Origin of the sequence: Aestuariivivens sediminis (assembly GCF_022662105.1) — a bacterium.
Lineage (GTDB): Bacteria > Bacteroidota > Bacteroidia > Flavobacteriales > Flavobacteriaceae > Aestuariivivens > Aestuariivivens sediminis.
In genome coordinates this window covers 646163-658383 of record NZ_JAKMCP010000001.1, presented here as the reverse complement: position 1 = coordinate 658383, position 12221 = coordinate 646163, and the positions used below count along the sequence as shown (strand labels likewise).

General features: G+C 34.4%; 12 protein-coding genes. 3 read left to right on the top strand and 9 right to left on the bottom strand.

Features of this window, described 5'->3' with window-relative positions; translation table 11 throughout:
* Nucleotides 1–28: 28 nt before the first annotated feature.
* From MR054_RS02695 to MR054_RS02680, 4 genes are all read right to left on the bottom strand, one after another.
* Complete coding sequence (locus MR054_RS02695) at nucleotides 29–373, bottom strand: putative quinol monooxygenase (protein WP_242155943.1); 345 nt, start codon at nucleotides 371–373, stop codon at nucleotides 29–31.
* Nucleotides 374–595: 222 nt separating this feature from the next.
* Nucleotides 596–1033 (bottom strand): VOC family protein, encoded by a 438-nt coding sequence (locus MR054_RS02690; protein ID WP_242155942.1) that lies wholly within the window; start codon nucleotides 1031–1033, stop codon nucleotides 596–598.
* Between the two features lie 502 nt (nucleotides 1034–1535).
* The gene (gene arsB / locus MR054_RS02685; protein ID WP_242155940.1) at nucleotides 1536–2570 is read right to left on the bottom strand and encodes an ACR3 family arsenite efflux transporter; all 1035 of its coding nucleotides are present in this window, start codon (nucleotides 2568–2570) and stop codon (nucleotides 1536–1538) included.
* Between the two features lie 372 nt (nucleotides 2571–2942).
* Entirely contained in the window at nucleotides 2943–3557 is a 615-nt protein-coding gene (locus MR054_RS02680) for a class I SAM-dependent methyltransferase (RefSeq protein WP_242155938.1), read from the bottom strand.
* 298 nt (nucleotides 3558–3855) lie between these two features.
* Here MR054_RS02680 and MR054_RS02675 point away from each other — a divergent pair, with 298 nt between their 5' ends.
* Both MR054_RS02675 and MR054_RS02670 read left to right on the top strand, forming a co-directional pair.
* Nucleotides 3856–4707, top strand: a complete 852-nt coding sequence (locus tag MR054_RS02675) for a choice-of-anchor V domain-containing protein (RefSeq protein ID WP_242155936.1) — start codon at nucleotides 3856–3858, stop codon at nucleotides 4705–4707.
* A gap of 249 nt (nucleotides 4708–4956) precedes the next feature.
* Nucleotides 4957–5397: a hypothetical protein gene (locus tag MR054_RS02670; RefSeq protein WP_242155927.1), complete on the top strand. Its 441-nt coding sequence runs from the start codon at nucleotides 4957–4959 to the stop codon at nucleotides 5395–5397.
* A gap of 148 nt (nucleotides 5398–5545) precedes the next feature.
* Here the strand turns inward: MR054_RS02670 and MR054_RS02665 are convergent, their stop codons facing one another.
* The 3 genes from MR054_RS02665 to MR054_RS02655 all read right to left on the bottom strand — a co-directional run bounded on the left by MR054_RS02665 (nucleotide 5546) and on the right by MR054_RS02655 (nucleotide 7935).
* Nucleotides 5546–6799 carry a DUF418 domain-containing protein gene (locus MR054_RS02665; RefSeq protein ID WP_242155925.1) on the bottom strand — a complete coding sequence of 418 codons (1254 nt, stop codon included), beginning with the start codon at nucleotides 6797–6799 and terminating at the stop codon, nucleotides 5546–5548.
* A gap of 205 nt (nucleotides 6800–7004) precedes the next feature.
* On the bottom strand, nucleotides 7005–7349 hold the full coding sequence (locus MR054_RS02660; protein WP_242155923.1) for a hypothetical protein: 345 nt from the start codon (nucleotides 7347–7349) through the stop codon (nucleotides 7005–7007).
* A gap of 232 nt (nucleotides 7350–7581) precedes the next feature.
* On the bottom strand, nucleotides 7582–7935 hold the full coding sequence (locus MR054_RS02655; protein ID WP_242155914.1) for a DoxX family membrane protein: 354 nt from the start codon (nucleotides 7933–7935) through the stop codon (nucleotides 7582–7584).
* A gap of 444 nt (nucleotides 7936–8379) precedes the next feature.
* On the opposite strand from MR054_RS02655, the gene MR054_RS02650 reads away from it, so the two are divergent.
* Entirely contained in the window at nucleotides 8380–9201 is an 822-nt protein-coding gene (locus MR054_RS02650) for a hypothetical protein (protein ID WP_242155912.1), read from the top strand.
* A gap of 220 nt (nucleotides 9202–9421) precedes the next feature.
* Here the strand turns inward: MR054_RS02650 and MR054_RS02645 are convergent, their stop codons facing one another.
* Nucleotides 9422–9892, bottom strand: coding sequence for a cupin domain-containing protein (locus MR054_RS02645; RefSeq protein ID WP_242155910.1), 471 nt, complete (start codon nucleotides 9890–9892; stop codon nucleotides 9422–9424).
* A gap of 508 nt (nucleotides 9893–10400) precedes the next feature.
* Entirely contained in the window at nucleotides 10401–11561 is a 1161-nt protein-coding gene (locus MR054_RS02640; RefSeq protein WP_242155908.1) for a DUF2652 domain-containing protein, read from the bottom strand.
* Between the last annotated feature and the right edge of the window lie 660 nt (nucleotides 11562–12221).

Here is a 12221-nt window from a genome sequence, read left to right as displayed (position 1 = left end):
CTTGTTAGGCTCTGGTTTATTTTTCTTTCTATAACCCAACCCCAAAATCAAAATACGATACATCCCATCCATCAAGTGCATTTTTTAAATCATCAGAAGGACTTCCATAGATTTCCAAAGAAATCGTTGATAGCTCAACCAATCCTCCCAACAGTTCACCAACATTAGCTATATGATCCAAACCCGCTTCTGAATCTACATATCGTTCTTTAACTATGCATTCGGACTTTTGGTAATTGTAAAACCAGTCATATTGAATTGTTCCTTTATCTTTTTGTTTAACCAACTCCACACAGGAGTTAGCTAGTTTTTTAAAGTCTTCCATTTTACCTGGTTTAATTTTTAGTCTTGCACTTACCTGAATATCATTCATGATTTTAAATTTAGAATTAGTTTAAAGCGTATTAATGAAACAATTATAAATTTCCATATTGGGCCAGTACCTAACGTTTGGGATATGATTCCATTACAGCCTAAAGATAACATTTTTTGTCTTCAATGGGATAACTTTGAAATGCAGAAGTTAAAAGGGGAGTGGTTAGCTCCTCTTTGGTTTTAAGAAATGAACAATACAGGTTTTTAGCACTATAAAGAGTCATTTGTCAGGGGGTCCTACTATTTCCACGAAAATGCCATCAGGATCTTTAATAAAGACAAGTTGATAAGATTCTCTTTTAACCCAACCTACTTTTTCAATACCAGATTCACTAATCCTCTCCATGACTTCTTTAAAATCTTGAGCATTATAAAAAAGGGTAATATAATTTACACCTGAATGGATATCAATACCGTTATCATCCGCTTGTTTTTCTGTCTTGTCAAAATACGCAAGTTTCAATACGGTAGCACATGAGAGATCTTTCATTTTGAACTGCCTAACGGAGAAAGGTTTACCATTTGCTGCACCAGCATCATTGCTCCATTGCTCATCCAAACTAAATTCTCCGGCTTCTTTCATGCCAAGAATATTTTTATAAAAGTGTTCTGAAATTTCAATGTCGCTTACTACTAATCCAATTGCAGCTACTCCCAAGTCTGTATTTGATTGGGAAAAGGATGCGAGGTTAAAAACGAGAAAGCAGTATAAAAAAATTATAGTTTTCATAGTTGAATGGAGAATAATGGTTTGGCAATGATTCTTAAAGATACATATTTTGTACAGAATAGAATTAGGCTGGAGAAAGAGAGCTTGAAGGGGATTGAATAGCTCCTTTTTAATATTTTGAACCAAGGATTCATCAAACATTAAAAATAGGTGCTAGAGTTAATTGTTGACCTTTTGCGAGCGCTATGCTTTTAATCTCAGCACATTCCGATACCTCTGAAACTGGCGGAGCATTAGAGAAAGAATATGGCAGTTGCTCAATATTCAAAATCTCGGACAAATGTTTGTGCCTCTTACTGTCTTTTAAAACATAACTAACAAATGCTTTCATTGAAGGTTATATTTATAATGGTAAAATTACAATGAAACACATCAATGAAATTTGATTTTAATCAGATTAAGGAATGAAAAAATCCAACGGTAATAAATACTAATAGTACTTCTTTTTAAAAAAGAATGCTACACGTACCAATAATATCAAAGCTGGTACTTCAACCAAAGGTCCGATAACCCCTGCAAAAGCTTGTCCAGAATTGAGACCAAATACTGCAATGGCTACAGCTATTGCCAGTTCAAAATTATTTCCAGCTGCAGTAAAAGCTACGGATGCTGTTTTATCATATTCACTTCCCATAGCCTTCGTAAAAAAGAAACCTGTTATGAACATTATCGTGAAGTAAACCAATAAAGGAATGGCAATAATCAAAACATCCATTGGGATTTCAACAATCAGTTCACCTTTTAAAGAGAACATCACCACAATGGTAAACAATAATGCAATAAGTGTTAGAGGTGAAATGGCAGGAATGAACGTTTTGGCATACCATTCTTCATCTTTTAATTTTACCAATATCAACCTGCTCAAAATACCCATCAAAAAAGGAACCCCCAAGTAAATAGCAACACTTTCAGCAATAGTGGCAATTGAAATATCTACTATAGCCCCTTCAAAGCCAAACAAAGGGGGTAATTTGGTAATAAACAGCCACGCATAAAAGCTGTAAGCAAAAACCTGAAAGATACTGTTTAAAGCTACCAATCCTGCACCGTACTCTGCACTTCCTTCAGCCAAATCGTTCCAAACCAATACCATTGCAATACATCGTGCCAATCCAATCAAGATTAAACCGACCATATATTCAGGGTAGTCTCGTAAAAATATAATCGCCAATACAAACATAAGTATGGGACCAACTACCCAGTTTAGAAATAAAGAAATAGATAGAATCTTGACGTTTTTGAATACTTTGGGCAGTAAGGAATAATTGACTTTTGCCAGAGGTGGGTACATCATTATTATTAAACCAATGGCTATAGGAATGTTTGTTGAACCTTTACTGAATGAATTTATAACATTTGGAATGGATGGGAATAAATACCCTAAACCTACACCAAAAACCATTGCCAAGAATATCCAAATTGTAAGGTTCTTGTCCAGGAAGCTTAATTTTTTTATTGCCTCCATTTATCTTGAATTGGTTTGAACAGAATAAAAACTCCAATGACTACCAGTAAGATTTCCCCAATGGCATAAAGAGGAAATTTGCTGAAACTATTTTGAGAACGCAAATTTTGGTTAATTTTTCTAAAGAATTTTATCATTGAGCAGCAATATTATTGATTGAAGAAAGATACTGAAAATGTCTGTAAATTATAATTAAGTGCTAAAAATAACTCAGGAGAGTTTTGGTAAAGTGGTGTAGAAGAAGATTAGTCTTGAGATAAATAGAGTAATGGGGAGCGGTTAACTTTTATTTTTCCTTATCAAGAAGATTGGGAGGCCTGCCCATCGGCAGACAGGCTTTTTTGTTTTTATATAACTTGTATAAGTTTTTATTCAAAATTTAGCACTACCCCAATAATTGAAACTTGCGGGTTTCCATCCAGGAATATACATGGTTTCCATTTTATTGATTTTTAGTCCATTATTCTCAATAATGTTAGGGATGTCTTTATTAAGAGTACATCCTCCTCCTAACTTTTTCCACATAGGATTGATGAAATTCTGCCATTTTTGGACGGATTTATCAGGAGCTTTTCCATGTTCACAAAAAAGAAGTTGTCCATTAACTTTAAGAACCCTTTTAATTTCTTCAAATGTTTTGGTGGTATCAGGAATTGAACACAAAGTATAGGTGATAACAACATAATCAAAACTATTATTGTCCATTGGAATATCTTCAGCTGAAGTTTTAATAAATTTAAAGTCAAATGGTAAACCTTTAACATCAAATTTGTTTTCATTCCAGATTTCTATGTAGGGGTCAATTGCAGTAAGATGTTTTACATGTACTTTATCATAAAACGGTAGATTTAAGCCAGAACCTATACCAATTTCCAGAACATTCCCATTGGCTAGAGGGATAATTTTTTCCCTTTGCTTTCTTATAGGCTTTTGTCTGCACGCCCAATCTATTGCTTTGGGAAGTATGTATTTATTGTACAATCCCATAACCTTAATTTACAAAAATATTGTTTCATGGACAAGTCGTGGGAAAAAAGGATTTTTTAGAAAATAATCCAATGAGAAGCCTTTCTTTTTCCTTATCAAGAAGATTGGGATGCCCTGCCCGTTGGGAGACAGGCTTTTTTGTTTTAGGCAGAGATATTTTAATTTAAAACCAGATTAAGGGCTATTCTTCTTAAGAAACCATTATTTGTGGTGTTTTGACTGATGGATATCATTTTAGCTGTTACTGGTATTCAATACCTTAAGAGGTATAATTTTCCAATACCAAAAAGTATCCGTCATGAAAAAAATTACCTCACTATTTTATTTTACTTTAACTATTATGAGCTCCTTGGCTTTAATGAGTTATATTGAAATTAGTAAATCAATCTATGAACCCATAGCTTCCATAGAAAGTTCAAGTTTTTTGAGATCATCCGGTTCTCCGGGCAATTATACAGGATCACCTGGTGATGGATTTTTTGATTGCACAGATTGCCATAGCAGTAACCCCGGAAATTTTGGTTTAAATGCTTCAATAACCACTAACATACCTATTACTGGTTATGTTTTAGGAGAAACGTATATTATAAACGTTTTAACAAGCAGTTCAGGTGCAAGTGGTTGGGGCTTCGAATTAACTGCAGAAAAAGCCGGTGGAATTAAAGTAGGCACCTACAACATAACAGGGGCAATGGGTTCTCCCAAAATAATTACTTCCGGAGGTTCTGTTACGCATAGCAATGAAAATTCTAATGAGTGGAGTTTTAACTGGACCGCTCCTACAGTTGATGAAGGAGATATCACTTTTTATGCTGCAGTAGTGGCCGCAAATGGAAGCGGAACAGGCGGTGATCAGGTCGTTACAACCTCTGAAGTTGTAGTTCCATCGACTTTAGGTCTTGATGAACATAATAGCTTGGCATTTAAAGTCTTTCCAAATCCCACAAGAGATAATCTAACTATAAATTTACCAAATGATATATTTGGTGGATTTGCTGAAATATTTGATTTTTCCGGGAAATTAGTTAAAACAGCTGAAATTAGTAGCATTGTTAATGAATTGAATCTTAAAGATCTTTCATCAGGAATGTATGTGCTTAGATTGACGTCTAACGGAAAATCAGGTTTTAAAAAAATCATCAAAGAATAGTACTACATACTTTAATACGATACAGGAATGCCAAAAGAAAATCCTTTTTTCCCTCACATCATATGGAGATGCTTTTTAGTTCGATGGGGTTTCACCTGTTTTAGTGGTCTTTTTATTGGATCAACTACCATCTCAAAAGGGTAACAGTTTCCAAAAGCCGAGTCCAAATTATGAAAAAAATATATTTGGCCTATGAACTAAAATCCCAATATAATCGTACATTATTAGGTGTTAACCCAAATCGAAACCATGAAACCTTTACTTTTTTTCGTCTTTATCTTTAATTTTTATCTAGTTTCAGGCCAGATGGCCTTTAATACAGGAAGTGTCCAGCTGGATTCCGATTTAAATAGTATAAATACCCAGGCTCGTAAAAATAGTCATGCTTTTGAGACAGATATCAAATTATCTTATGATATTTCAGATAGACAACTTAATTATATGAGCTTGGATTTACATATGGCCCCAGGAGAAATATTTTTATCTCTGGAAATTTCTCGTATCGTAAAAGTATCTTTAGATGAGGTATTATCGATTTATCGAACAAAAAAATCTAAGGGCTGGGGAGTAATCGCCAAACAGTTTGGCATAAGACCCGGTTCTCAAGAATTTCACCAATTAAAAAATATTGCAAGTTCAAAATCAGGTAGGCCCAAAGGGAATAAACACAAGAATAAAGGGAAAGGTTAGAACATCGATTAATGTCATTAGGCTGTTTTATTATTTGGGGTTTAGGCTATGCTCCTTTTAAAGGTGTTGGCCTCGAGAGTTCATGAATTTTCATCTAAACCAAAGCCTTCCCTGTTAGCAGAGGCTTTTAGGTAATCAATCATAGCCATTATATGTTCCAATAGGTTAAATATCTCCATAACCCTTCTAATGGACCATATCTGTTTTTTTTAAGCCAAATGGAACTTATTGCACCAAGTACCAGATGAATGCCAACGGCCATGAAAATCACAGATCCAAGCTTAAGCTTTCCAAAAAGATCAAATCCAAAATGGTAAAACAGGCCAATGCATATTATAGTCTGCAATATGTAATTTGTAAGTGCCATTCGGCTATAATATTTTAACGGCGAAAGTACATTCCTCCAAAATGATATTTGTAATAAAAGCATTATGCCAGAGCCATATGCCAAGGCTGTCATCACAATAGAAACGGTTGAAATTAAAGCGCCGATAAAACTAAACCAAGGACTCCATCCATTTGTGTAAACCTTTGTTATTAAAAAGTCATTAATCCAGGGGCACAAAATGCCAAAACCAAGCCCAATTAAAACGACTGTTTTAAAAACAGACCTATATGTCTCTTGGTTTTCGAATAGTTTTAGCTTTGCCAAGATAAAGCCAATCAGCATATAGGGAAGAACAGCCATAAACCACAACCAATTGATCCATGAGGACGTACGTCTCATCAAAGCATAATCCATATTAAATGTCATAATCTCTAAAAAGTTCTTTTTCGAATACATCGCAGCAGCGATATCGCTGGTATATAAATTCCAGCCTATTTCAGAGACCTCATAATCAAAAGGCGCTGAGTTCTTTAATTGTTCAGATATAAAACTATCATTTTGTTCAAGACTTAATGTGGAATCCCGTAAACTGGACATGGTCAATTGCAAATATGGTAAAGCCATGATAACCAAAGCAATAACCAATATGATGTTATGTGGGATCTTCCTAATGAATAACAGCAATACGCCGCAAACGGCATAAATATTCAAAACTTCCAAAGGATCAAGAATTAAATGTAGTAGGCCAAACAGAAATAAAACAACCATACGTCTTATATAAAACCTTTTAAAGCCACCGAATTTTATAAATTTAGATATTTGCATGGCAAAACCAATACCGAATAAAATTGAAAATAAGCAAATAAATTTCCCCCTAAAAAAGATTTCCACTACCTCATATAAAGCGGATTGATCAATTGAAGGATCCCTTTGTTTTAGAAATTGTATGCCGCTAAAGTCTAATATATTGACAAAGAGTATACCCAGTAAGGCAAACCCGCGTATGACGTCTAGGGCTAATATTCTGTCCTTTACTTTAACCGGGGTAAGATTGTTGGCCTTATTATATTTCATTTCCTATATAAGGGATATATAGGGGCTGCATTAAATATAACAAAAATAGTGGTTAATTTAGAGTCAAAATAACAGATTAAATGGCATTGATAGGATAATCCGGTATTGTAATAACCAACAAAAAGCTTTTGCAGTCTGTTATGTCAATAGATCATTTTGAGGCTCCCTGTACATTTTGATGATTGCAACCCTAGCAAGGTTCACATCAATCATTTTTCATTTTAGAATATAGTAACAAGAGAAGGCCTAATATAAATATTGGAAATCCGAGAATTACAGTCACATTACCATATTCCCAAACTAACCAAGCGGTAAGAAAAAGACCAATCCACCATGAGGCTAAAATAAGCCCTGCCAATTTTTCATTTTTCCATAAGTAGTAATATCCAATGGAAAACCAAAGAAAAAGAACAAATACCATGACAATCCCAAAATTAGATTCTCTCATATCAGAATCGTATGGAGGAAAGGCTTCATCAACAAAAATCAAAAAGTAAAAAAGTGCTGCCACTGAGGTAACAATGCGTAATATGTTTCTAAAAGCTTTCATAGTAATAAATTTAGAATATTATTCAGCTTAAAGGTAAGTTATTTAAATACAAATAAATTGAGTTTTCCTTTTTTAAGATACTTGATAATCCCGGACATATTGATATGGAAAATAAGCCAGTTCAAAGGTGGTCCTGGGATAGCTCCGATGAAACTTTATCTTGTAAAAGAGATCCTGATGAGGGAATTAGGAATACTGAACGCGTTCTACAACATGTTATGCTCCAACCATTTTAGGTATAAGCAATATAGATTAATTCAGTTAAAATGGCCATATTCTTTGCAAAGTGCATGCCTTCCAATAATTTTTTTTCTTTCCCTTTCTCCTTCCAAAACTGGTGTATGGTAAGGGAGGCAACAATTAAAAATAGGGATAGGCCAATAATTCCTATTATCATGAAATATCCGGAAGCTAGCGACAAACCACCGAAGATGAGTAGAATACCACTAACTTTAACCATGAATTTTGGAGCAATTAAGGCGCGTCTTGCAGAATACGCCTCATAAATTTCGGCGTTGATTAAATGACTTATGCCATTAAGAATAAAAAAAACGCCTAATAAAATTAAAAGAATGATTTTAATCATGGAATAATTAAAATACAGCTTTATAGGATGATTATAAATCTACAAATTAATTTCAAAACAGCTCCATAAATAAGATACTCAAAATGGAATTCAACTTGTAATTTTTAAATCTCTTTCTTCTATCTTCTTTGGTATTGAGGGTTTACCTCAAGTGATGTAATGTCTGCAATAGGTTTCTATACAAGTAGAAAATTAGTCCTTATTTGGAGTCCTAATTGGCTATTCCTATAAGGGGTGCATTTCTTGCCGTTAAAAGATATTACATGATTTAAATTCATGAAAAGGCAATGACTCATTCCCAGGTGTTATGGATTAAGTGTCCAAATTTTTACATAAAAGAAATTTTAGGACATGAAAATGATATAATATAAATACCTTTAACATATGCCGTAAAAAAATATCAGAATACTATTTGGGCTGCAAACGCCTTTAAAGGAATAGAACATGAAACATTTTATAATTTGCTTTTCGTTTATATGCCTTATAACTAATGCAAGTTATGCACAAACCAAAATTGGGAAAGCAGAAAACAGCCTTGAAAATAAGGATGAACAGGCGACTTCAAATGACCAGGAGGACTGGGATGGTGAAGGCAATGACTTTTTTGTAGGGACCTTTGCTGAAGTAATTGCAGAAGCCTTGTTATATGTGAGTTATTATACCCTAATTGAATCGCCATTTGAAGGTGAACATCGTGGCAGTCGTGCCTCTTTAACCAGGCATCCTTATAATAAATCTAACAAGGGGAGTTACAGTTATAACCTGGATGAAAATTATAGCACCTTTAGGACAGAACTTTCCAGCCGATATATTTCCGAAAACAACGCTTTGAAAGGCATGAATTTAGCTTTGGAAATGCGATTTATTAAACGATTGGGTGTTGAATTGGACTACCACCAGTTATGGGAAAGAAATTTCAATTTCGGCAATGATAATTTGGCCTTTTACAACATGCTTGTAAAATATTATCGCGTTCGTACCGAGAAACTGGATGCCTGGTGGGGTATTGGGACCACCTATGTTGATGGTATGGTGGATCAATTTGGATTTATGTATGGTTTGGGCGCAGAACTGTTTTTTGCCAAACCGTTGAGTCTTATAGTTATTTTTAAACAAACGTTTATAAATTCGGAAACCGTGAATACACTCAACTTGATGTTAAACTACCATATTCGTCAATTTAAAGTTATTGGGGGGTATCAAGGTCTTAAAATTGGCTCACAGCGCTTTTCCATGATCACTTTGGGGACTGGCATATTTTTTTAACTTTTCTGCAGGTTCCACATAAGCCTTTGATTAATTGTAATTCTGGTGTTTAAACCCACCAGAATTACACCAGATCGTACTCCATACAACTTTAGATAAGGATGACAACCCATTAACGAAATAAAACGTCGTATGGCTCATCAAAAGAACATGAATAAGGACTAGATAAGGCTATTTAAACGAATAAGAAATACCTATGTTCTGGTTTACCCTTATGAATTTATTCCTTTACGACTACGGCATCAAAGGTGTCAACCAAGGCTATAAATAGAACGCAAGGTCCATTATCAAGACACTTTGCACGATGTGGTTTTCCCGCGGGGCCGTATAAATAAGACCCGGCCTTGACGACCACGGGATCTTCTCCTTCATATTGTACCTCAAGATCACCGCTCATTAATATCATCCGTTCCGGGGATTTATGCGTATGATTAACCACCTCGGTATTCGATTCAATTTTAAAATATAAATCCAGGTTAGGTTGGGTCATTTCTCCGTGGAGAATTGTAAAAGAACAATCAGGAAAAAAATCCGGGGCAGCATGCCACATAAGACTTTCGTCTTGATGGGTTTTAGAGATGGATAATTCTGCCATTTCGTGGGTATTGTCTTGTGCAAGAACAAAGTTTAGTTGAAATAATGAAATGAATAATACCGATTTAAGGGCAGTCTTAATTTTTATAGTTCTCATAATGGAGTGTTGGTTGATTATCCTTCAATATACAAAATTTTAATTTGTTTGATAATCAATGAAGAAGTGCCAGTTGTTTGTTTTTAGATCAATAGACACCTCATTTTTTTAAAAGTATCATAACTTTCCCCTACTCCCTTAATGGTAACATAAGATTGTTTCCCTATCCAAACAAAGGATTATTAGTTTCTTAACCTATAAAAGCCCTTTTTGTCCTGTCTTTAACACGTCATGGTTCAACCTTTAAAAGATGACTTAAGCGGATTTATGGTATTACCCTTTTGGCGATATTTAAGTAAAATGGAGTTAAAAAACAGGAATGCTCCGTTTTTATTTAAGGTCTATGTATTAGCAATTTCCTACGCATGATTTTTGGAATTAGGGTCATTGTTGGGCTAAACCATAAGAACAAAGTGTCGTAAGCTCAGGTGACCAACATAAGAATCATAAAAATGAGAGGTAAAAGTACATAACTTGACATAAGGGCAAAGTGGTGTCAAAATCCTATTTAAGCCACAGCTTTTTTATCAGGTTCCAGTAAAATACCTGAAGAATGTTGCTGTCCTTTTTTTTGCAAGTCCTGGCAGTAATTATCAAGTTTCACCAACGACGTATTATAGAATTGAACAAAACCTTTTTTCATAAATACATTAAAAAGTAATTTTTTAATTGGATTTAATTTTTTTAAGATGGTTAAATTGGTTCTTGTTAAACGATTTCCAATTCGCCTTAAGGTTACTACCATATTGGCGTTGTCGGTATGGTTAGTGTCTATCCAGGTAATAAAGTCTTTAGTTATATTAAAACTGTGTGACGTAAAAAAAGGATCACTTTCGTCATCATTCATAATACATCTGTGGGTGCTTCCATTTTTAACGATATCACCGTTTGTTTGATCACTTCCTTTCACATTATGTACCCATAGGTGCTTCGCATTAACATCTGAAACCACATCAAATACCAATTCAAGGGGCGCATTTATTACGGCCTCAGCCGAAAGAATTTTACTCATATGGGGTTCAGGAGCATAATCTTCTATAGTTGGTTGTGGGATATGTGATTCCAGGGGAGCTAACGGTAAATAACAAAATTTAATTTGACCAAAGTCGTAACTTCCCTTCCCGTGACTTGGTTTTTCCCAGCCAACTTGTTCAATTTCTACCCAAGAGGAACATGAATTAATAAGTTGATTGGTGATTAAAACATATTCTTTTAAGGGGATATCATTTTTCATTAAACGGTGGGCTACTATCACATCCTTGCCAAAGAGCTTAGATCTATTCTTTACTTGATTAATGGATATATCACCATAATGGATAATGAATTTTAAATTCAGGCCTTTAGATTCCGCACAAGCGCCACATTGGCAAATTCTTTGGGATTCATATTTTCTCAAACACGCGTGAAATTTAATGTACATTCTTTGCACTTGTGCCAAAGTTTCAGCGGCCGTAGGCTTTTTACCCTTTCTGTAAAAAAGGATAGCATCTCCCTCAACTTCCGAAATTTGAAGATTCATTTCGTTGGCATCGATAAGGGTTTCTAGAAGTTCTTTAATAATGTGTTCACTATGGGATATTTCGGTACTATGTACAAATTTGGTAAACCCACTTATATCAGGAATGAAAAGGAGCGTTGGTTCGGCGGAAGAGTCATTTATGGAATTCATTGTACTCAATACTTTAGATACGTTAGCTTGTAAATAATGTTATGTAATCTTAAAAAACAGATACTCAGGTCTTTAATGATTAAACACAATAACGCTTAACTAAGTGTAAGACCTAATTTTAAATATGAAGACAGTCAACTGAAATAGAGCTTACCCCCATACTTAGTTCGACACATGAATAGTCAGGGGCCTATTTTTAAAAAGATACTCAAATATAGCGAATTTATTCGGAAAAATATAAATGTAATCCAAGCCATAAAGTGATGGTATACCGGTATTATTGATTAATCAAATTAAATTAGAGTTGGGGTTATAGCGTTTGATTTTTATATTTTTTCCTCCTGATGGAACCTCATAATCCAGGTTGCGATGCCCATTATTGCGACATAACATTTTAAATGGACTGGTTTCCCCTTTTTTTCTATAAAGCATTTTTTTAATTAGAATCCCCTGGTTTAAGCCCATAAAATCTAAGCTTTAATCTTATTCCAAGGAAGGATTTTAGTAAACTTTTAGTTTCAGCTATATTAAAAGATAAAGAAAAAGTTTTAGGATTGATAGAACGTCAAATGGAAACAAAAAAGATTTCTCCGGAAATAACTTTTCTTTATCCGTTTCAGTTTCTCCATGATGACATTCGGTTTAGAAAGCTCATAGCAA

Bases quoted from the DNA above. Each gene is read 5' to 3' on its own strand.
- MR054_RS02650 (WP_242155912.1), top strand. From the start codon at position 8,380: ATGAAACATTTTATAATTTGCTTTTCGTTTATATGCCTTATAACTAAT.
- arsB (WP_242155940.1), bottom strand. From the start codon at position 2,570: ATGGAGGCAATAAAAAAATTAAGCTTCCTGGACAAGAACCTTACAATT.
- MR054_RS02655 (WP_242155914.1), bottom strand. From the start codon at position 7,935: ATGATTAAAATCATTCTTTTAATTTTATTAGGCGTTTTTTTTATTCTT.
- MR054_RS02680 (WP_242155938.1), bottom strand. From the start codon at position 3,557: ATGGGATTGTACAATAAATACATACTTCCCAAAGCAATAGATTGGGCG.
- MR054_RS02670 (WP_242155927.1), top strand. From the start codon at position 4,957: ATGAAACCTTTACTTTTTTTCGTCTTTATCTTTAATTTTTATCTAGTT.
- MR054_RS02675 (WP_242155936.1), top strand. From the start codon at position 3,856: ATGAAAAAAATTACCTCACTATTTTATTTTACTTTAACTATTATGAGC.
- MR054_RS02695 (WP_242155943.1), bottom strand. From the start codon at position 373: ATGAATGATATTCAGGTAAGTGCAAGACTAAAAATTAAACCAGGTAAA.
- MR054_RS02665 (WP_242155925.1), bottom strand. From the start codon at position 6,799: ATGAAATATAATAAGGCCAACAATCTTACCCCGGTTAAAGTAAAGGAC.
- MR054_RS02640 (WP_242155908.1), bottom strand. From the start codon at position 11,561: ATGAATTCCATAAATGACTCTTCCGCCGAACCAACGCTCCTTTTCATT.
- MR054_RS02645 (WP_242155910.1), bottom strand. From the start codon at position 9,892: ATGAGAACTATAAAAATTAAGACTGCCCTTAAATCGGTATTATTCATT.
- MR054_RS02660 (WP_242155923.1), bottom strand. From the start codon at position 7,349: ATGAAAGCTTTTAGAAACATATTACGCATTGTTACCTCAGTGGCAGCA.